This window comes from Sphingomonas sp. DMC6 (assembly GCF_056314225.1).
Genome location: NZ_JBQUYT010000012.1, coordinates 1 through 20742 on the forward strand (window position 1 = coordinate 1; position 20742 = coordinate 20742).

At 66.8% G+C, this 20742-nt stretch carries 17 protein-coding genes and 1 pseudogene; 9 read left to right on the plus strand and 9 right to left on the minus strand.

Annotated features, from left to right (window positions below; translation table 11 throughout):
• The first annotated feature begins 381 nt into the window (after positions 1–381).
• Both ACT53M_RS18410 and ACT53M_RS18415 read left to right on the plus strand, forming a co-directional pair.
• Entirely contained in the window at positions 382–585 is a 204-nt protein-coding gene (locus tag ACT53M_RS18410; protein WP_476235256.1) for a type II toxin-antitoxin system VapB family antitoxin, read from the plus strand.
• Entirely contained in the window at positions 582–953 is a 372-nt protein-coding gene (locus ACT53M_RS18415) for a type II toxin-antitoxin system VapC family toxin (RefSeq protein ID WP_476235257.1), read from the plus strand. Before ACT53M_RS18410 ends, ACT53M_RS18415 begins: the two co-directional genes overlap by 4 nt.
• A gap of 1 nt (position 954) precedes the next feature.
• On the opposite strand, the gene ACT53M_RS18420 is transcribed toward ACT53M_RS18415, so the two are convergent.
• From ACT53M_RS18420 to ACT53M_RS18445, 6 genes and pseudogenes are all read right to left on the minus strand, one after another.
• Entirely contained in the window at positions 955–2466 is a 1512-nt protein-coding gene (locus ACT53M_RS18420) for a tryptophan halogenase family protein (protein ID WP_476235258.1), read from the minus strand.
• Between the two features lie 16 nt (positions 2467–2482).
• The gene (locus tag ACT53M_RS18425) at positions 2483–3523 is read right to left on the minus strand and encodes a cupin-like domain-containing protein (protein ID WP_476235259.1); all 1041 of its coding nucleotides are present in this window, start codon (positions 3521–3523) and stop codon (positions 2483–2485) included.
• On the minus strand, positions 3520–4239 hold the full coding sequence (locus ACT53M_RS18430) for a SapC family protein (protein ID WP_476235261.1): 720 nt from the start codon (positions 4237–4239) through the stop codon (positions 3520–3522). Before ACT53M_RS18430 ends, ACT53M_RS18425 begins: the two co-directional genes overlap by 4 nt.
• A 166-nt stretch (positions 4240–4405) precedes the next feature.
• On the minus strand, positions 4406–7546 hold the full coding sequence (locus ACT53M_RS18435; RefSeq protein ID WP_476235262.1) for a TonB-dependent receptor: 3141 nt from the start codon (positions 7544–7546) through the stop codon (positions 4406–4408).
• A gap of 317 nt (positions 7547–7863) precedes the next feature.
• Complete coding sequence (locus ACT53M_RS18440; protein ID WP_476235264.1) at positions 7864–8703, minus strand: HpcH/HpaI aldolase/citrate lyase family protein; 840 nt, start codon at positions 8701–8703, stop codon at positions 7864–7866.
• 77 nt (positions 8704–8780) lie between these two features.
• Positions 8781–8963 (minus strand): annotated as a pseudogene (locus ACT53M_RS18445) (SDR family NAD(P)-dependent oxidoreductase); the annotation flags it as partial.
• 105 nt (positions 8964–9068) lie between these two features.
• Here ACT53M_RS18445 and ACT53M_RS18450 point away from each other — a divergent pair.
• The 6 genes from ACT53M_RS18450 to ACT53M_RS18475 all read left to right on the plus strand — a co-directional run bounded on the left by ACT53M_RS18450 (position 9069) and on the right by ACT53M_RS18475 (position 15447).
• Positions 9069–9275, plus strand: coding sequence for a ParD-like family protein (locus ACT53M_RS18450; protein ID WP_476228787.1), 207 nt, complete (start codon positions 9069–9071; stop codon positions 9273–9275).
• A 1-nt stretch (position 9276) separates the two neighbouring features.
• Positions 9277–10053 carry a type I methionyl aminopeptidase gene (gene map, locus ACT53M_RS18455; protein WP_476235266.1) on the plus strand — a complete coding sequence of 259 codons (777 nt, stop codon included), beginning with the start codon at positions 9277–9279 and terminating at the stop codon, positions 10051–10053.
• 69 nt (positions 10054–10122) lie between these two features.
• Entirely contained in the window at positions 10123–11472 is a 1350-nt protein-coding gene (locus ACT53M_RS18460; protein WP_476235267.1) for a chloride channel protein, read from the plus strand.
• A 50-nt stretch (positions 11473–11522) separates the two neighbouring features.
• A complete protein-coding gene (gene otsB / locus ACT53M_RS18465) occupies positions 11523–12281 on the plus strand; it encodes a trehalose-phosphatase (RefSeq protein ID WP_476235269.1) in 759 nt (252 codons plus the stop codon).
• Complete coding sequence (locus ACT53M_RS18470) at positions 12278–14059, plus strand: glycoside hydrolase family 15 protein (protein ID WP_476235271.1); 1782 nt, start codon at positions 12278–12280, stop codon at positions 14057–14059. The genes otsB and ACT53M_RS18470 overlap by 4 nt, the downstream gene beginning before the upstream one ends.
• Positions 14056–15447 (plus strand): alpha,alpha-trehalose-phosphate synthase (UDP-forming), encoded by a 1392-nt coding sequence (locus ACT53M_RS18475; RefSeq protein ID WP_476235273.1) that lies wholly within the window; start codon positions 14056–14058, stop codon positions 15445–15447. The genes ACT53M_RS18470 and ACT53M_RS18475 overlap by 4 nt, the downstream gene beginning before the upstream one ends.
• Before the next feature lie 6 nt (positions 15448–15453).
• Here the strand turns inward: ACT53M_RS18475 and ACT53M_RS18480 are convergent, their stop codons facing one another.
• The 3 genes from ACT53M_RS18480 to ACT53M_RS18490 are packed head-to-tail and all read right to left on the minus strand — an operon-like array spanning position 15454 to position 19640.
• A complete protein-coding gene (locus ACT53M_RS18480; RefSeq protein WP_476235274.1) occupies positions 15454–15696 on the minus strand; it encodes a hypothetical protein in 243 nt (80 codons plus the stop codon).
• Positions 15693–18083, minus strand: coding sequence for a YbcC family protein (locus tag ACT53M_RS18485; RefSeq protein ID WP_476235275.1), 2391 nt, complete (start codon positions 18081–18083; stop codon positions 15693–15695). Before ACT53M_RS18485 ends, ACT53M_RS18480 begins: the two co-directional genes overlap by 4 nt.
• Positions 18084–18086: 3 nt before the next feature.
• Complete coding sequence (locus ACT53M_RS18490) at positions 18087–19640, minus strand: NADH-quinone oxidoreductase subunit L (RefSeq protein WP_476235277.1); 1554 nt, start codon at positions 19638–19640, stop codon at positions 18087–18089.
• Between the two features lie 100 nt (positions 19641–19740).
• On the opposite strand from ACT53M_RS18490, the gene ACT53M_RS18495 reads away from it, so the two are divergent.
• Positions 19741–20643: a LysR family transcriptional regulator gene (locus ACT53M_RS18495; RefSeq protein WP_476235278.1), complete on the plus strand. Its 903-nt coding sequence runs from the start codon at positions 19741–19743 to the stop codon at positions 20641–20643.
• Positions 20644–20742 lie beyond the last annotated feature (99 nt).

Here is a 20742-nt window from a genome sequence, read left to right on the forward strand (position 1 = left end):
ACTATGCAGCCATTGAGACCCTCGATATGGCCGCATGACTCAAATGAAAATGCCTCCGGAAAACCCGGGGCGCTTCAGCCCTTCGCGAGGGCATGGCCAAAGCGCGCCCTCTGCAGGGGTGTTCCCGCAGTCCGCCGCGCAAATCGGGCGGGCCGCCTACTGATGATAGTAAATCACTGATTTATCATAATTTCCGTAAAGCCGCACCCGACCCATTTGCGACGAACGGTGCAGCCTCTGCCTGAAAGCGTGTGCGGGCGCCCGCGCGGTACCGGAAAAGCTCGGCCGCCCCGCCGGCCTCGCCTATTCCCCCATGCTACAAACCGGCATTGGAATATGCATCAATTGATGCCATTATCGTGCCTGCGAGGGAAAACGCCGATGCGAACCACAATTGCTCTAGACGATGCGCTCGTCGCCAAGGCCCAGGCATTTACCGGCCTCAAGGAAAAGTCTTCCCTGGTCCGGGAAGCGCTCAACGCCCTGATCGAACGCGAAAGCGCGCGCCGCCTTGCGCGTCTGGGCGGCAGCGAGCCGGATGCCGCGCTCCCGCCCCGTCGTCGCCCCGAAAGTGACGCCGCTTGATCCTGGTCGACAGCTCCGTCTGGATTGACCATCTGCGCAGCCACGATGCCGGGCTTTCGGACCTGCTGAACCGGGGGCTGGTGCTCTCACATCCCTTTGTCATCGGCGAACTCGCGCTGGGCAGCCTTCGCCGGCGAGCGGAGATTATCAGCCTGTTGCGCGATTTGCCCAAAGCCATTGTCGCCGATGATGCCGAAACGCTCGGCTTTATCGAGTACCAGTCGCTGCATGGGCGGGGCATCGGCTATATCGACGCGCACCTGCTGGCATCGGCACGGCTGAGCCCCGATGCCCGGCTATGGACGCGCGACCGGCGGCTGAACGCAGTCGCGCTGGACCTCGGCCTCGCCGCAGACCACGGGCAATAGGCTATACCGCGACCGGCTCGGGCGTGTCCGCGGCGGCGTAGCGATCGAGGAAGGCCTGGTGCGACGGCAGGCTCGCAACGGCAGCGGCGATCTTGCGCTTCAGTTCGGCCATGGCGTCGCGCAACTGCCCCTCCGGCAACAGCGCGCCCATATGGTGATGGCCGCGCGGCATCAGTCGCTGTCCCAACATCACCTGCACCCAACTGTCGACGCGGAACAGATCGTCGGCCGCCTGCCAGGCGATCGCGCCGTCACGCCACGCCTCGATCCGCGCAGCCAGGCTGTCGGGGATCGCCATGGTGCGAACCTGATCCCAGAAGCCGCCATCGTTTCGCTGGTTCAGATGATAATGGAGGATGATGAAATCGCGGATCTTCTCGATCTCCGCCTGTCCCAGCGCATTGAAGCGGGCGGCCACGCCCTCCCCCACGCCTTCGAACGGGAAGAGCTGCACCAGCCGCGTGACCGCGATCATCACCAGATGGATGCTGGTCGATTCCAACGGCTCGACAAAACCGCTCGACAGCCCCAGCGCGACGACATTCTTGTCCCACAGCTTGCGCCGCTGGCCCGCCTGAAACCGGATGATGCGCGGCTCGATCCGCTTTTCGCCGACGATACGGCTTTCGAGCAACGCGCGGGCTTCGTCGTCATCCATATGGCTGCTGGCATAGACAAGGCCGTTGCCCACCCGGTGCTGCAGCGGGATGCGCCATTGCCAGCCGGCGCGATGTGCCGCCGCCTTGGTATAGGGTACTGCCGGGCCGACCGAGTTCGTCTGCACCGCCAGCGCGCTGTCGGTCGGCAGCCAGTGGCGCCAGTCTTCATAGCCGGCCTTGAGCGTCTGTTCGATCAGCAGGCCGCGAAAACCGGTGCAGTCGATGAACAGATCGCCCTCGATCCGCTGGCCCGAGGCAAGCGTGAGCGCCGTGACGAAGCCGCTTTCGCCATCCTGCTCGACGCCATCGATCCGTCCCTCGATGCGGGTGACGCCCAGCGGCTCGGCAAACTGGCGGAGGAAGCGGGCATAGAGGCCGGCATCGAGGTGATAGGCATAGTTGATCTGGCTCTTGCCGTCGGTCGGCAACGCAAATTTTTCGGCGAGCGCGGCCTGCAATTCGAAACAATAATCGTCGAGTTCGCCGCCCCAGCCTTCGGCGCGGGCCTGCAGCCAGAAATGGTGGAAATCGCCCATCCAGTTGCCCTGGCCGATCTGGCCGAAGCTGTGGAAATAGCGGTCGCCGACGCGCGCCCAGTCCTCGAAGCGGATACCCAGCTTGAAGCTGGAGCCGGTCGCCTTCAGGAACGTCTGCTCGTCGATGCCGAGCAACTGGTGAAAGGTGCGCGCGGTCGGGATCGTGCTTTCGCCGACGCCGATCGTGCCGATTTCATCGGATTCGATCAGGCTTATCTCGATCAGCGGGCCGATCAGCCGCGCGAGCGCCGCCGCCGCAATCCAGCCGGCAGTGCCCCCGCCCGCGACCACCACGCGCTTCACCGGCCTGTCCCGCACTGTCTCTCTCCTCGTCTTATCGATTGAGTCTGTTGAGCAATTGCGCGCGCAGCCGCCGCGCCTGCACGGCGTCGATGGGGGCGAGCGGCCCCTTCGCATGATCCGGCACGTGCGCCCCGGCGCGCTCGGCGGGGCCGAAGACATAATAATCGAACAGCGCGCGCCAGGCGGCCTTTTCCGGCGCCGGCCGGTCGCGCAGGCTGAGCAGTGCGTGGAGCAACGTCAGTTGCGGCGTGTCGAGAAAGGCCGGGCTGGTGTTCCACCAGTAATTGACCAGTATGTTGAACGGGGCGAGCGCCTCGACATGGTGCCACCACATCGCCGGGTAGAAGAGCAGGTCGCCCGCTTCCAGCTCCGCCACCTGCGCCGCCGCCATGGCGTCGCGAAAGCCGGGGAAGCGCGTGAAATCCGGGGCAGCGAAATCGACCATGCTCACCACCTGCCCGCCGGGCGTGGGCTCGAGCGGGCCGGGATAGAGATTGGCGATCTGATCGGGCGGGAACAGCGTGAAGCGGCGGCGGCCGACCGCGCAGACCGCCATGTTGTGCGACATGTCGTAATGGCAGGTGGCGGTGGTGCGGGTGCCGATCCAGATGCTCGCCAGCGGCGGATGCGCGGCGAACATCGGATGGTTGAGCACGACGTCGTTCTCTGCGCGGAAACCGGGCAGATACTGGTCGAGATCGGTCGAGCCGACATAGAGTGACGGCGCATCCTCGTCCTCGCCCTGCGCCACGATCTGGTCGAGTACGGCGGCGAGCGGCATCCGCCGGCCCTCGAAATTCAGGCCGCGCAGGTCCGCGTCATAGAAGAAACGGCCGCCGATTTCGGGCGCGCCAGTAAAAGTGACGACCGGCTTGCCGCCATCGAAGCGGCGCAGTTCGGCCATCGCGGCGACGGGTGAGGCGATCCCGGCGCGGACCAGCGGCCAGTGGTGGGCGACGCCCTTCAGGATTACCGGCGCCTGGTCCGCCATCAGCGCGTCGTACGGGATCGCATCCGGCGCCACGCCTTCCAGCGTGCGCACGGGCGTAGCGATCGCCGCCACGGCGTTCACTGGCCGGCGCGCCGCGCGTTCTTGCGCTCGATCAGCCCGCTGATATTGCCGAGCGAGCCGGCGACGAAATAGGCGAGGCCCAGATGGCCGGCAGCGTGAAGCTGCTCCAGCGCGCCCGTCGAAAGGCTGGCCAGCTTCTCCGATGAGAGCATCAGGAAACCGTCGATGCGATAGGCTTCCTCGTCGTTCAGCCGCACTTCGATGACATTGGGCTCCAGCAGGCCCAGCGCCTGGAAATTGGCGTATAGCGCCTTCGCGTCCTCGATCCCGGTGAAGATGCGCTGGAGCACCCGGACGATATGGTCGAGATAGGGGCCGGCGCCGCCATGCTCCAGGAACAGCGGCGTGCCGTCGGGCGCGCCGGTGCGGGGATCGTCGAGATCGATATGGATCACCGGGCTGGCATCGGTATTGCCGTCGGCCGACACGCCGATCGAGAACGGTCCGCGCTGCTGGATCGCGGGGACATAGCGGCTGGTCCAGCGCTCCCCGTCGAAGAACAGATTTTCGTCGCGGTCGAGCCCAAGCAGCGCCACGGCATGCAGCCCCTCTTCGGGATCGTCGCGGAACAGGATGGGAAATTCGCGCTGCGCCTCGACGAACTCGGTCGGGAACAGCAGCATCTGGTTGACGCAGTCGCCAAAATCAGCGCCGTGGCGCAGCGCCACCTTGAGGTCGTGATGCGCTACATTGTCGAGCGCGACCCGATTAGTCATGAACTTTCACCCATTACCGCCGCGCCCCTGCGGCGGCGTGCGGAGCGACCATGGCGGAAAGCCCGGCGCCCCTCAACCGGAAGCGATCGGCGAAGCGACTGGCGGAGGCGGAAAGGGCCGCTGCACATGGCAACGGCCCTCCCCCTCTCCTGCCTCTAGCAACCCATCAGAACTTGAAGCGCGCGCCGAGCAGGAAGCGGCGATCCAGTTCCTGCGCGTACCAAAGCTCGCTCTTCGCGCGGGCATAGGTCCGTACGCTCTCCTTGGTCAGGTTGATGCCTTCCAGCGTCACGGCAATCTGCGGCGTGATCTCGTAGCTGATGTTCATGTCGAGCTGGCCGAAGGGCGCGGTGAACTCGGGGTTACGCGAGCCCTGGCGGTTGATGCCCGACAGGAACTTGTCGCGCCAGTTATAGGCGAGACGGGCAGAGATGCCGTTCTTGTCGTAGATCAGCGTGGTGCTGAACGTGTCGCTGAGACCCAGCAGCGCGAACTGGTCCTGTGCCGGGCTGGCGCCCAGGTTGAACCCGACATCGCCGCGCACCAGCGTGTAGGCGGCCGCGATGCCGAAGCCGGTCTTGCCCAGGAAGTACTGGCCGGCCAGTTCGACGCCATAGATTTCGGCGTCCTTGTTGTTGATCGGCTGCGACACCTGGAAGTTGTAGAGCGGGTCGGCCGAATTGCCGCTCAGGTCATAGGCGTTGTTGATCGCCTTGACATAGGCGTCATCGAGCGAGCGGGTGGTGTTGTTATAGTGCGACTGGAACTCGGAAGTCGCCGCCGCCACCGATCCGCGGTTCTGGATCAGCGCCGACATGACGAACAGGTTCACGTCGCTGATGTCTGCACCCAGCCCGTTCAGCGCATTCTTCGCATCGCCCGAACGCGACCCTGCCGCACCCGAGCTGGGATCGCGCAGGCCGAACAGCGGCGAGTTGAACTGGCCGGTGCCGACGAAGTTGTGCACCCGCTTGTCGAAGAACGCGACCGACACATAGCTGTCCGGCTTGAAATACCATTCCAGCGAAGCGTCGAAATTGTCCGAGATCAGCGGCGACAGATTGGGGTTGCCGGTCGAAGCGCTGGGGATGCCGCCATTGTTGGTCGGACGCGGCGGACCGCCCACCGTGGTGGCGCTGAACAGGCTGCTGTAATCCGGCCGCGCGATCGTCTTGCTGTACGACAGTCGGGCCAGCAGGTTGCGCTGCAGTTCGACCTGGAAGTCGACCTGCGGCAGGATGTTGTCATAGGAGTGCGACTGGTCGAACTGGGTGGTGTTGGTCAGCGACACCACGACGGTGAAGTCGTTGTCCGAAACCCAGTTGATCGCCGACGGCACCGCCACCAGCGAGGTCGAGCGCGACTTGGTATGTTCGTAGCGCACGCCGGCAACCAGGCGCGCCGGCGCATTGCCGACTTCACCCTTCCAGGTCAGCTGGCCATAGGCTGCCCAAATGTCTTCGCGCACCCGGTTGTTGTTGTTGCTGGTGATGCCCACGGCATTGCCGCGGCCGGCATAATAGGACGACAGGATCGGATAGATTTTCGAGGCATCGCCGCGGAAGGCGACCTTCGAATCCGGGTCGTTGCCGGGGTTATACTGGTCGAACTTGCATTCGAGGCAGAAGGACTGGAGCGCGCCGGGGGCCAGCTGCTGCACGTCGCCCGGGTTGGAAATGCCCCAGTCGCCCAGCGTCTGCTGTGTGCCGACGAAGGTCTGGCGCATGTCGGTCTTGCGATAGTTCGCACCGAAGTCGAACTTGCTGCCGCCGCCCAGATCCCAGCCGAAATCGGCACGGAGTTCCTTGACCGACTGGTCCTGCGTCGAGCGATAGGTGCGGCCCACCTGGCTGCCCACCGCGTTCACCGTCAGCGGCGTCGAGCCGATGGTGATGTCCTGCTGCGGAATGCCGCCGCTGTAATCCACCGAGTGCGCGGCGACGACATTGGCGCCCATGCCGACCAGCGTGGAGCTGACGCCATTGGGGTTGTCCGGCAGGCTTTCCGACTTGGAGTAATGGCCGTCGAGGCGCAGCGACAGGTTGCTGGCCAGCTGCCAGTCGGCATTCAGGCCGTAATCCTGCAGCCGGCTCTTCTGCGCGCGGCTCTGGGCCTCGAAGCCCTCGTCCTTCACGCCGTTGATCGTCTCGTGCAGATAGGTTGCCGTGGCGACGGTGGTGTTGCCGTCGAAATGCACTTCGTCGAACGGACGGCTGAACCAGTTGGAAAGGTCCGAACGGGTTTCGCGCTGGCGGTTCTGCGCGAACAGCGCGTCGGCGGTCAGCGTCAGTGCGTCGCTGGGCTTGAACTGGACGACGGCCTGGCCGTTGATCCGCTCGCGCGTGCCTTCGGCATAGTGGTAGCGGCTGTCGTTCGGGATCGCGACGAGCTGGTTGGGATCGCTCGGCGCGTTCTTGACGATGGTGCAGCTCGCGCTCAGCGTCGTCTGGCTCGACGGGCACACCGTGTTGTTGCGGGCAAAGCCGCCCGACACGAAGGTGCTGTACGGAATGATGTTCCAGTCGTTCGACGTCGCGCTGATCGAAGTGTAGTTGCGCTTCTGGTAGCTGCCGAACAGCTCGACGCCGAAGCGCTGGTCCGCGTCGGTCCAGCTCACGACGCCCGAGAGTTCCGGCGTCACCTTCGAGCCGCAATTGAGACAGCCGTCGACGCTGGTGTCGTACACAGCCTTGGCGCCGATGCTGCCGGTGAAGCCGGCCTTGGCACCCGGATCGAGCGGACGGCGCGTGACGACGTTGATCGTTGCGCCGATGCCGCCCGACGGCACGGCAGCGCGGCCGGTCTTGTACACTTCGAGCGTGCGGACACCTTCGGTCGCGAGGTTCGAGAAGTCGAACGAACGCTGCGTACCCTGCGCGCCGTCGGCATTTTCGTCGCCGCCGACCACCGACACGTTCGAGGCCGCGAGCTGGCGGCCGTTCAGCGTGACCATGTTATATTGCGGGCCGAAGCCACGCACCGTCACCAGCGAGCCTTCGCCGTTGGTGCGATTGATCGACACACCCGGAATACGCTGCAGCGATTCCGCCAGATTGGTGTCGGGGAACTTGCCGATGTCTTCGGCCGAAATCGCGTCGACGATGCCCGGCGAGTCGCGCTTGATCGCGATTGATCGCTCGAGGCTGGCGCGGATGCCGGTGACGACGATTTCCTGCGAAGCGTCCTGCGCACCGCTGTCAGCGTTGTCGGTCTGCGCAAAGGCAACAGCCGGAACCAACATGCAAGCAGCCACCGCGATGACCGAAGCCGAACGCACCAACGCCTGCGATTTCCCAAAGCTTTTCATGTCCCCTCCTCTGCCAGCACCAGTTCGTGCTGGAGCCTGTTCTCAATGCAAGCAGAAATGCTGCCCTGCCACTGTGATCGCTACCATGACTGTACTTGTTGTCAACCGGACAGCGTAAAATCTGTTGGACAGGTTTGATTTACAGGAAAGGTGTGTTTTCCATGTAACAGCAAAAATCCCATATTTGCCAAAAGAGAAAACCTTTGCACAACTGTGCGGCGCAACAAAATCAGTCAGACTAAAAACGGTTACATTGGCAGAGTTCCGCCAATGCTTCCCGCCTTCGCAGTTGCAGCAAATTCGAACGGCCGGGTGGTTCAGTCGGCGGCGCGGGCGAGTACGGATTGCGCCTGCGCGAGATGCGGCCGATCGATCATCCGTCCGTCCAGCCGCAGTGCGCCGACGCCGGGGTTCGCCGCGAAGGCCGCAACCACCGCCTTTGCGTGCGCGATTTCGGCGGCACTGGGGGTGAAACCGGCGTTGATGACGGCAATCTGGGCGGGATGAATCGCCATCATGCCGGTAAAGCCATCGCGGCGCCCGCGCGCCACGTACGCCGCCAACCCGTCCGAGTCGGCGATGTCGGGATAGACCGTCTCGATCGCCGCCACGCCAGCCGCATGCGCACCGAACAATGCCAGCGCGCGCACCATTTCATAGGGCGGCGTGAAGCTGCCATCCGGGTTCCGCGAGCTGGAGGCGCCGATCGCGGCGGGCAGATCCTCCGCGCCCCAGGTCAGGCCCAGCAGCGCCTCGGCCTCCGCCCCATAGCTGCCGAGCTGGAACAGCGCCGCCGGTGTCTCGGTCGCGATCGGCAGAATCGGCGGGCATTCTGCTCCCGCGCGCTCGCGAAGCGCTGTCACCGACGCGGCACCGGCAGCCTTGGGCAGCACCAGCCCGTCGGGGCGTGCGCCGAGAATTACATCAAGATCGGCTGCAATTGCCTCGCTGTCTAACGGATTCACCCGCACCAGACTGACCGCCGGCCGATCAGGCGCCTCCAGCCAGTCGCGAATCGCGGCGCGCGCCGCCGCCTTTCGTTCCGGCGCAACCGAATCTTCCAGATCGAGGATCAGCGCATCGGCCCCGCTCGCCGCCGCCTTGAGGAAACGCTCCGGCCGATCCCCCGGCACGAACAGCAGCGACCGCAATTTCACTCTGGCGTCTCCCCCGGACCCGTTTCGGTTCCCTTCGCACTGCGCATGGGGACTGGCAACTGCCGGGGGAATCTTGCCTATTCGCCGCCGCCGGGCTCGGCGAGCTTGCGGTGCTGCTCGGCGGTCACCGACTGCGGCAGCACGCCAACGCCCGCGACCTGAAGCTTGTTGACCATGCCGGACACCTTGTTGTCTTCGCCCGCCATCAGTGCGCGCCAGCCATCCTCGGCCACCTTGGCGGGATCGGATTTCTCGTCCGCCGCGGGGTTCGATCATCCTTTCGGTCGCTTCGTCGATCGCAGGCTCCGTTGATCCAGCGATATATGGAATGTATATGGTCCATATATCCACACTGGAGACTTGCCTTGGGCATCGTCAAAATTGCCGACGACTTGCATGAAGAAGTGCGCCGCGCGAGCGCGGTAATGTGCCGCTCGATCAACGCGCAGGCCGAGTTCTGGATGAAGATCGGCATGCTCGCAGAGGCCAATCCCACCCTGTCGTTCCACGAAATCGTCCGCCAGCAGATCGCCGCAATCGACACGCTGCCGCCCCGGCTGGCGATCGCCTGAGATGGTCAAGACTCCCGACGAGATCGCGCTGATGCGTATCTCGGGCAAGTTGCTCGCCTCGGTGTTCGAAATGCTCGATCGCCAGCCGCTGGCCGGCATGTCGACCATGGCGGTCAACGATCTGGTCGAGCGCTTCATCACCCACGATCTTGCCGCGCGGCCCGCGAGCAAGGGGCAATATGGCTTTCGCGATGTGCTCAACTGCTCGATCAACCATGTCGTGTGCCATGGCGTTCCCGCCGCCGACGAAGTGATCCGCGACGGCGACATTATCAACCTAGACATCACGCTGGAAAAGAACGGTTTCATCGCCGATTCGAGCAAGACCTATATGGTCGGCGAAGTGTCCGCCGACGCGCGCAGGCTGGTGCGGGTGACGCAGGAAGCGATGTGGAAGGGCATCGAGCAGGTGCGCCCGGGCGCCTATCTGGGCGATATCGGCCATGCGATCGAGCAACATGCCCGACGCAACGGCTATACGGTGGTGCGCGAGTTCTGCGGCCATGGCATCGGCCGCGAAATGCACGAGGAACCCTCGGTCTTGCATTTCGGCCGCGCCCGCACGGGCATGATGCTGCGCGAGGGCATGGTCTTCACCATCGAGCCGATGCTCAACCAGGGCACCCGCAAGGTAACGACGCTCGACGACGGCTGGACGGTGGTGACCAACGACCGCAAGCTTTCGGCGCAGTTCGAGCATACGGTGGCAGTCACGGCCGGCGGCGTGGAAGTGCTCACCTTGCGCGGCGACGAACGGCGGGCGGCAGCGCCCGCCTGATCCGGAGCGGCTGGCGCTTTCGACCCGGCACCCCTACAGACGCCGCCGGGGGACAGGCTGAGGACGCGCATGAACCAACAGACCACCCGCCGTATGCGCACAATGCTGCGACGCCACGGGCCGACTGCGCCGGTATGGCGCCGCCGCGTTGCCTTTATGGGCGGCGCGATCGTGATCGGGCTGTTGGCGCTGGCCTTTGCCGGAGCGGCCGACTGGGCGGCGCGGCGATTCACCGAAATCGAGCATCGCTGGTGGTGGCTGCCGCTGTTGCTGACACCGGCCGGTTTTGCCCTGTTTGCCTGGGCGACCCGCCGCTTCGCCCCTGACGCGACCGGATCGGGCATTCCGCAGGTGATGGCGGCGACGCGCGATCCCGATCGGGCGATGGCGAGCCTTACCTCGGCGCGCACCGTGCTGCTCAAGCTCGCGCTCACCATCGGCGCAGTGCTGGTGGGCGCCTCCACCGGCCGCGAGGGGCCGACGGTGCAGGTCGCGGCGGCGATCATGGGCTATGCGCACCGGCTGACGCGGGTTCCGCTGCGCGCCTCCGTCTTCATCGCCGGTGGCGCGGCAGGCGTGGCGGCGGCGTTCAACACGCCGCTGGCCGGCGTCGCCTTCGCCATCGAGGAACTCGCCGCCGCCTATGAGCAGCGCATGGCCGTGCTGGTGATGGCCGCGGTGCTGATCGCCGGCATGACGAGCCTTGGGCTGGCCGGCGACTATGTCTATTTCGGCGTGATGCGCGATACGCTGCCGCTGGCGCAGGCGGTGGTGGCCGCACCGGTGGCGGGCGTGCTGGGGGGCCTTACCGGCGGGCTGTTCGCGCGGCTGATGCTGGCGGCAGGCGGATCGGACTGGCGGCCGCTGGTCGCGATACGGCGGCGCAAGCTGGTCTTTGCCGCTGCCTGCGGCCTGGTGGTGGCGTTGCTCGGCGTCGCCTCGGGGCTCACCTGGGGCACCGGCTATACCACTGCGCGGATGGCAATCGCGGGGGCGGACATCCCCTGGTGGTATGCCCCCGCCAAATTCGCCGCGACGCTTTCCACTGCCATTGCCGGCATACCGGGCGGCATTTTCGCGCCATCGCTGTCGGTTGGGGCGGGCGTGGGCGATCTGGTACGGCCGCTCTTCCCGCACGCGGCCGGCGGCGCGATCGTGCTGCTGGGCATGGTCGCCTATTTCACCGGCGTGGTCCGCGCGCCGCTGACTGCCGTCATCATCATTGCCGAGACGACCGGCAGCCGGGGGCTGATGCTGCCCTTGCTCGCTGCCGCGCTGATCGCCGATTTCACGGCCCAGCTCGTGTCGAAGGAACGGCTGTATCACGGCCTGTCGCTGCGCTTCTCCCCCGCCCCGCCGGCTGAGCAGGTGCAGCAAGAAAGCGACGGGCCGGGGAACGGAACGGGCGTGCGCGCGTAACGGACCTCGCCGGGCGCACGCTTCTTCTCGCGCCCGTGGCGAGGAGATTCATGCCCGATCGGGACCAGAACCTGCTGATGCCGCCGCCGGCGGACCTGCTCGACCATGCCAGCCTGTTTCTCGACTTCGACGGAACCCTGGTCGAGCTTGCCGACAGCCCGGAGGCGGTTGTCGTCGACACTGCGCTGGTGGCGCTTACCCGCGCGATAGAGGAACGGCTGGACGGCCGGGTCGCGCTGGTCAGCGGACGCCCTGCCGAGCCGCTGGCGGCGCTGTTCGGCGACCGGCCGCCGCTGGTGGTGGGCAGCCACGGCATGGAATTTCGCTGGTCCGACGGACGGCGGCAGATCGTCGAGCGCCCCGCCGCACTTGCCGAGGCACTGGCGGAAATGACCGCCTTCGCCGCCAGTCGACCCGGCATCCTGCTGGAAGACAAGCCGCTGGGCGCGGGCCTGCACTATCGCACGGTGCCGGAGCACGAAGCCGACGCCATCGCGCTGGGCGCGCGGCTGGCGGCGGCACATGGCCTGTATCTCCAGCACGGCAAGATGATGGTCGAGGTACGCAGCCCCGGCGGCGACAAGGGCAGCGCGATCCGCACCCTGATGGCCGATCCGCGCTTTGCCGCCGGCCGCCCCGTCTTTCTGGGTGATGACGTGACCGATGAGCCCGGCTTCGCCGCCGTGGCTGCGCTGGGTGGTGCCGGCGTGCTGGTCGGCCCGCCCCGCCCCACCCATGCCCGTTACTGGATCGACGACGTCGGCGGGGTGCTCGGCTGGCTCGCCGCGGCCGCCGGGGTGGACGCATGAGCGATCTGGACCTGTGGCCGATCGGCAATTGCCAGGTGAGCGCGCTGGTCGACCGCGGCGGGCGGTTCGTGTGGGGCTGTGTGCCGCGTGTCGACGGCGATCCGCTCTTCTCGGCGCTGGTCGGCGGCGACGAACCCGAGATCGGCTATTGGGCGATCGAGCTGGAAGGCGGCACGCAGGTCGAGCAGCATTATGCCCGCAACGCCCCCGTCCTCATCAGCCGCCACAGCGACAGCGCGGGCAATGCGATCGAAGTGATCGATTTCTGCCCGCGCTTCCAGCGGATGGGCCGCGTCTATCGCCCGGTCGCCTTCGCGCGCATCGTGCGGCCGGTATCGGGCAGTCCGCGCATTCGGGTGAAGCTGCGCCCCACCTGCGGCTGGGGCGATGCCTGCACGCGGCGGATCGGCGGGTCGAACCATCTCCGCTTCCTGGTCGAGCCGCTGGCGCTGCGGCTCACCACCACCGCACCCGTCGGGATGGTGGACGAGGAACGAGTGTTTCGTGTCGAACGGCCGCTGCACTTCTTCCTGGGGCCGGACGAAAGTTTCAGCGGCGACGTTGCCGAGACGATCGAGGCAATGCTGCGGCACACGCTGGCCGAATGGCAGCATTGGGTACGCGGCCTCGCCATTCCGCTCGAATGGCAGGAAGTGGTGATCCGCTCGGCCATTGCACTGAAGCTGTGCCAGCATGAAGAAACCGGCGCGATCGTTGCCGCGCTGACCACTTCGATTCCCGAACATGCCGATTCCCAGCGCAACTGGGACTATCGCTACTGCTGGATCCGCGACGCCTATTACACGGTGCAGGCGCTCAACCGGCTCGGCGCGCTCGATGTGCTGGAGGCCTATCTCGGCTATCTGCGCAACATCGTCGACCAGTCGCGCGGCGGCCATATCCAGCCGCTGTACGGCGTGCTGGGCGAAGCGACGCTGGAAGAGCGCGTGGCGCCGGGACTTGCCGGCTATCGCGGCATGGGGCCGGTGCGCGTCGGCAACCAGGCCTATGAGCAGGTCCAGCACGACGCCTATGGTCAGATCATCCTGTCCAATGTGCAGGCCTTTTTCGACCAGCGGCTCTACCGCGTCGCCGGCACCGAAGATTTCGAGGCGCTGGAACGGATCGGCGAGCGCGCCTGGGCGATGCACGACCAGCCCGATGCCGGGCTGTGGGAGCTGCGCACGCGGCAGAGCGTCCACACCTATTCGGTGGCGATGTGCTGGGCGGCGTGCGACCGGCTGGCCAATGCCGCGCAGGCGCTCGGGCTGGAGGAACGGCGAGGCTTCTGGCAGGACCGTGCCGACCGCATCCGTGCCACCATTCTCGAACGCGCCTGGCGGCCGGACAGCGAACGGCTTTCGGCCACCTTTTCCGGCGACGATCTCGACGCCAGCCTGATCCAGTTGCTGGAGATGCGCTTCCTCGCGCCCGACGACCCGCGCTTTCTGGGCACCCTGTCCGCCGTGGAGGCGGGGCTGCGGCGCGGATCGACGATGCTGCGCTACGACACCGAGGATGATTTCGGGCTGCCCGAAACGGCGTTCAACGTCTGCACCTTCTGGCTGATCGAGGCGCTGCACTTCACCGGCCGCACCGATGATGCGCGCCAATTGTTCGAGGAAATGCTGACGCGCCGCACCGCCGCCGGCCTGCTTTCAGAGGACATCGATCCCGTCAGCGGCGTGCTGTGGGGAAACTATCCGCAAACCTATTCGCTGGTGGGCATGATCAATTGTGCCGTCCTGCTGAGCAAACCCTGGAGTGCCATCCGTTGAGCCGCCTGATCGTCATTTCCAACCGCGTCAGCGCGCCCGATGGCTCCAACTCCGGCGCGCAGGGCGGGCTGGCCGTCGCGCTGGCGGCGGCGCTGCGCGAAAACGGTGGCATCTGGTTCGGCTGGTCGGGGGAACAGACCGACCAGTTCACCGGCCAGATCAGCATGCAGCGGCGCGAAGGCGTCACTACCGCCACGGTCGACCTCGAGGAACAGGATATCGAGGAATATTATAACGGCTATGCCAACCGCACGCTGTGGCCGCTGTTCCATTACCGGATCGACCTTGCGGAATATGAGCGCGGCTTTGCCGGCGGCTATCAGCGGGTGAACGAACGATTTGCCGAAACCGTGCGCCCGCTGATCGAGCCCGATGACGTGGTATGGGTGCAGGATTACCACATGTTCCCGCTGGGCCAGGAGCTGCGCCGGCGCGGGTGCAGGGAGAACCGCATCGGTTTCTTCCTCCACATCCCCTGGCCGCCGCGCCGCCTGCTTTCCAGCCTGCCCCAGGCCCACGCGCTGATCGAGACGCTGTTCGCCTATGACGTGATCGGATTCCATACCGAGGAGTGGATGGAATCCTTCATCGACTTCGCCCGCGCCGAGATGGAAGCGGTGGTGGCGCCCAATGGCGTGCTGCGCATCGGGCTGAAAAGCGTGCAGCTGATCGCCTGCCCGATCGGCATCGACGCGAAGGCGTTCGAAGCGCTGGCGCAAAGCGAGCGGGCGCAGGAAAGCTATGCCCAGATGCGCAGCAGCGCCGGCGATCGCGCGATGATCGTCGGCGTCGACCGGCTCGACTATTCCAAGGGGCTGGAAGAGCGGTTCCAGGGCTATGAGCGGTTCCTCACCACCTATCCCGAACAGCGCAAGGAAGTGTTCCTGCTCCAGATCGCGCCGCCCTCGCGCGCGTCGGTGGAGAGCTATCAGCGCATCCGCAACACGCTGGAGGGGCTATCGGGCAAGATCAACGGCGCCCATGCCGATCTCGACTGGGTGCCGCTGCGCTATGTCAACCAGGGCTATCCGCGCGATGTGCTGGCGGGCGTGTATCGCGCCGCGCGGATCGGGCTGGTCACGCCCCTGCGCGACGGCATGAACCTGGTGGCTAAGGAATATGTCGCGGCGCAGGACCCCGAAGACCCCGGCGTGCTGATCCTCTCCAAATTCGCCGGCGCCGCGACACAGATGGAAGAGGCGCTGCTGGTCAATCCCTATAGCGCCGAGGAACTGGCAGATGCGATCTGCCAGGCGCTCACCATGCCGCTGGAGGAACGGATCGCGCGCTGGCAGGCGCTGAAAGCCGGCGTCGACGAACAGGATGTGATGTGGTGGCTCAGGCGCTTCACCGAAGTGCTGGAGGCGAAACAGCCCGAGCCGGCCTGAGGGGTTTCAGCGCGCCGCCAGGATCGCATGGGCCACCGCCCGCGGCACGAGCAGATGGCGCAGCAGTTCGACATCGTTCGATACGGCCACCGGGTCTTCCGCCTTTGCGCTGGTGAGCGCGTGTCGCAGCCAGGCGCTGGTCCCAGGGTGCGCAAGCAGCCAGTCGATCCGGCGCTCGATCGCCGCCAGCTCGACTTCGGGCTCGCGCGCCACGCGGGGGCACAGGTCCGGATCGCTGCGGATCTTCACGCCGCCACCCATTGTAGGCCGCGCGCATAGCGCCACGCCGGCCGCCCCGTGTCGTCGAGCACCAGCAGGTGCAGCCAATGGTTGTCGAACAGCGCGCGGACGCCGTCATGCCTGGCGAGGACAGCAGCAATCGCCTCGCGTGGCGCCTCGATGCACACGGTCAGCCGCAACGGCGTGTGCATCAGCGCATTGCCGTCATGCACCGATTGCCAGGGCAGCCCGCCCCGCAGCACGCCGCCATTGCCCTCCAGCACCCCCACGCCGCCAACGGCGTTGTGGAGCAGCTTGTTGCCCGCGCCGAACAGCGCGGGGGCGACGCTGGAGCCATAATATTGCAGGCTGATCCAGCTCGCCACCACGACCGGGGCGGTGAGGATGAGTTCGAGCACGCTGCCGTCGCGGTCCTGCCGCCAGTCATAGTCATGGAGGAAGCAGCGGCCGCCCAGCGAGCGCCCCCGGCTGCGCGCGCGGGGCGCTGCCAGAAAGGCGCTGCATCCCGCGAGCCCCCATTCGGGCCGGACCTCTGCCCAGTCGCGACCGCGCGCGGCAAGATCGCTCGCACCGGCTGCATGCGGCAGGCGCACTGCCCGCTCGGTGCCCGCCAGCAGCGACGCCTGCGCCAGCGCATCCTGCAAGCCATTCACGCGCGGGTCGTCGGCAGCACCCGGCACATCTTCGGTGAACAGGTGGACAGCATCGCTGGTCGTGTCGTGCACCGCGCCCAGCACGAGCAGATCGGCCGGCAGCACGATGCCGCGTTCGGCAAGCCCGATCCGCACCGCCCTGTCCTCCAACAGCCCCGCGACCAGCCGCGCATTGACCGCGCCCGAATGACCGCCACAGGCGCCGCATTGCAGTGCGCTGGCGTGGAGATTGTTGGTCACGCCCGCCCCGTGCCCCACCAGCACCAGCAGGTCCGGAAGATCGTGCGTAAGCGACATCGCACGCAGGATGCGCTCGGCCGCATCGACCCGCGCCCCCAGCGGCAGCGGCGGATCGAACTGCGGCACCGGCGCGGCGCCCGACGCGGGCCTGGCCAAGCCCAGCGAGTCCTTGACCAGCTTGGCCGCATAGGCGAGCCCGGCCGCCTCGACAAAGGCGAAGGACGAAACCGCCGCCTGCTTGAACCGTCCCCAGGCACGGTCGCCGCGCGCCAGCGCCTGTGCCAGCCGTTCCTCCGCCGCGTCGCCGCCGTCCCGACTGGAGACTGCCGGCTGCAACAGCACCGGCAGGCGCGGCTCCGCATCGCAGGCGGCGTGCGGGCGATGCGCGGTGCCGAGGCCGAAAAAGCCGGCAAAGCCGCTGGTGCGAACATGGGGCGCAACCTGCTCGACCGCGCGGCGGATCACTTCGGACCGCACATCGATGCAGAATACCAGCTGCGCGCTGCCGGGCACGGCCGGTGCGGGCCGGGCCGGCGCGGCGGCCAGCGTTTCCGCAAGGCGCCGCTGCTCGGCAAGCTCGCTGGCGTGTTGCAGCAGCGCGGCGAGGTTCTGCTCGCGCGTCGGAACGATCGGCGCAGCATAGCCGCCAACGGCTTCCGCCCAGCCTTCGCGCAGGCCCTCGCTGCCCAGCGTCCACAGCGCCTCTTCCCACAACAGGCGGACGGCAAGCAGTTCGGCCAGCACGTCCTCGCGCTCGCGGGCCAGTTCGGCCTGCCACTGCCGATAGCGGGCAAGCTGGCTCCAGCCGCCCATCCCCATCAACAGCCGCTCGAAATAGAGTTGCAGCCCCTCCGCAGGCACGCCCAGCCGGGCGGCGCTGACGGCCAGGGCATCCTGCGCATGGGCCGGCGCCGCGGCGACGAAGCTGCGAAAGCCCTTGAGGCCGTGCAGTTCGGGCGTGCAGTCATGTGCCGCGACTTCGCGCCAGCTCACATAGGCGCTCTGCCCGTGCGGCAACGCCCACAGCGCCTGTCCCGCATCGAAGAAGCTGCCCGCCCAGCCGCCGATCGCATCGGTGAGGATCGCGGGCCAGTCGGTGCCGGTTTCGCTCGCGGCGAGATCGGCGAGCGTGGGAAGCGCTGGCGCCGGCGCCTGCGGCACGTCGAGCATCGTCATCAGCGTGTCGGACGCCCCCGGCCGCGCATCCTCGGGCGTCGCTTCCCATGCCGCGCGCAGATCGGCCTCGGTGATCGCGCCGCTCGTCAGTTGCTCCCGATACCAGTCGAGCGGCATGGTCGCCGCCGCACCGCCAGTGCGGGTCAGCCACGCCGATGTCGCCGCGAGGCTGCGGTCGCCATGGCCCAGAAAGGGGTTGACCGCGACGCTGGTGGCCAGCGGCCAGAGCGGCGGAATGGCTCGGCCGGCAGCGTCGGCCGCTGCATGGACCCGGGCGATATAGGGCGCCGTGACTTCGGCGGGGGGCGCAAAAGCGGGACGATACATGGATCAGGCCTTCCGAAGCTTGCGGCCGCCGGTAATCCGGTCGACCAGCGCGTTGACATAAAGTCCGTTGGCAAGATGGACGCGGGCCACCCGGGCCAGCGGATGCTCGCGCCACAGCGGCAGCAGCGCCTGGGCGACAGCGATGCCGCCGAAGCTGACCAGCATGCCCACCAGCAGCACCCAGCCGAGCGGCCCCGGCGCCGGCACCGGCGGCAGCGTTGCCGATGTCATGTGATCCGCGATCGTGTGCAGCGAGAAATAGGCGGCGGTGGCGATAATGGCGAAACCCAGCGTCCGCTGCATCAGCGGCCGGGGCGCAGCGGGGCTCATGCCCTGCACGATCAGATAGGCGACGCCGAACACCAGCACTGCACCCAGCGCCACCGCCTGGGGCGGCTTGTTCCACGCCTGCAACGCGATCGCGAGCGCGCCATAGATCACACTCGCGCCGAGCAGCGACAGCAGCACGGCCATGCCGTCCGGCCGGGCGACGGGCCCCAGTCGCCGTGCCGCAGCGATCCGTTCCACCGCGCCGCCAGAGGCGAGGAAGGCGTGCGCCTTGTAGAGTGAATGGGCGACGATGTGCAGCAGGGCGAGCGCGAACAGCCCCAGCCCGCATTGCATGACCATGAAGCCCATCTGGGCGATCGTCGACCATGCCAGCGACGTCTTCACTGCCGGCTGGGTCGGCAGCACGAGACTGCCGAACAGCGCCGTGAAGCCGCCCACCACCACCAGCAGCGCCATCGCCGAAGGCGCCGCCAGCACCAGATCGGCCAGGCGGATCAGCAGGAAACCGCCGGCATTGATGACCCCGGCATGGAGCAGCGCGGACACCGGCGTCGGCGCCTCCATCACTTCGGTCAGCCAGCCATGGAGCGGGAATTGCGCCGACTTGATCATCGCCGCGATGGCGACTGCCCAGGCGGCGAGCGCGGTGCCATGGGGCGCGTTCCCGGCGCGCAGATCGGCGAGGATCGTCGCGATGTCGGCCGTGCCATGGCCTTGCCACAGCAGCACGACCGCGGCGATCAGGAACAGGTCGGCAATACCGCCGCTCAGCGCCTTTTTGCGCGCAGCGCGCCGTGCAGCCGGGCGCTCGGCATAGAAGAGCAGCAGCCGGTGGAGTCCCTGTCCCGTCGCGATCCAGGCCAGAACCAGTTGCACCAGCGTACCCGCCGTCACCAGCAGAAGCACGCTGGCCAGCGTCGCCGCCAGCCATGCCGCAAAGGCGCCCTGCCGCGCCTCGCCATCCAGATAGGTGCGGGCGTACCGCACCACGACCCAGCCGACAAAGGCGACGAGCAGCGCCATGGTGACGCTCACCGCATCGACGCGCGCAGCGAAGACCCTGCCAGCCCCGCCGGGCAATGGCAGTGTTGCCGGGCCATGCAGCACCAGCATCACCAGCCCCGCCAGCGTTGTCGCCAGGGCAACCAGCGTCGCGCCCGAAACCAGCGCCAGTGTAAGGCGCGGCCGCTGCTGCCACCCCAGCCCAGCCGCTACGGCCGGACCCAGCAGCGCCAGCGGTCCGGCATCGAGTATCATCCACTGCATCACGCGATCATTTCTCCCTGGCAACAAACCGCAGGTAGCGACCGGCAATGCGTGATAAAAATTCATTGTTTGTGCTTTTTCGTTCTGTTTAAGAGAACGAATGAGCGAGCTGAACTACAACCACCTCCGCTATTTCTGGGCGGTGGCGCATGACGGGAACCTCACCCGCACGGCGGCGCGGCTAAATGTCTCGCAATCGGCGCTGTCGACCCAGATCCGCAAGCTGGAGGACCGGCTGGGGCATCCGCTGTTCGAGCGCGAAGGGCGCCGGCTGCTGCTCACCGAGGCAGGGCGGATCACACTCGACCATGCCGATGCGATTTTTGCGACCGGCGACGAATTGCTCGACGTGTTGCGCGAAACCGGGCGCGCGCGCCAGGCGCTCCGCATCGGCGCGCTGGCGACACTGTCGCGCAACTTCCAGATCGGCTTCGTCCAGCCGCTGCTCCACCGCACGGATGTCGAGCTCATCCTGCGTTCGGGCAGCGCGGCAGAGCTGATGCAGGCGCTGGCGGCGCTGCAGCTTGACGTGGTGCTCGCCAACCAGCCCCCGGCCCGGGATGCGATCACGCCCTTTCTTGCCCACAAGCTGGCGGAGCAGCCGGTCAGCTTGGTCGCCCGCCCCGGCATGGCGCAAGGCGATGCCTCCCTTGCGACGCTGCTCGGCCGCCATCCGCTGGTACTGCCGACCGCAGACAGCAGCGTGCGCACGGGGTTCGACGCGCTCGCAGCCGGACTGGAGGTGCGGCCGCAGATCGCCGCCGAAGTCGAGGACATGGCGATGCTTCGCCTGATGGCGCGCGCAGGCGTGGGGCTCGCGGTGCTGCCGCCGATCGTCGTGCGCGACGAGCTGGCGGCGGGAACGCTGGTGGAACTGGTGCGGCTGCCGCAATTGTCGGAAAGCTTCTATGCAGTCACGCTCGACCGGCGCTTTCCCAATAAGCTGGTCGGCGAACTGCTCCGCGCCGCTACGGGCGAAGCATCGGCACAGCAGGATCGCTGAACGGAAGCATCAAAACCGGGGCAACCCAAGTATCGACAGCGCGCTACGGGCCATTTAATCGTGCCGATGGCGAGCCGGATTGCCTCGGGTGAGGCAAGT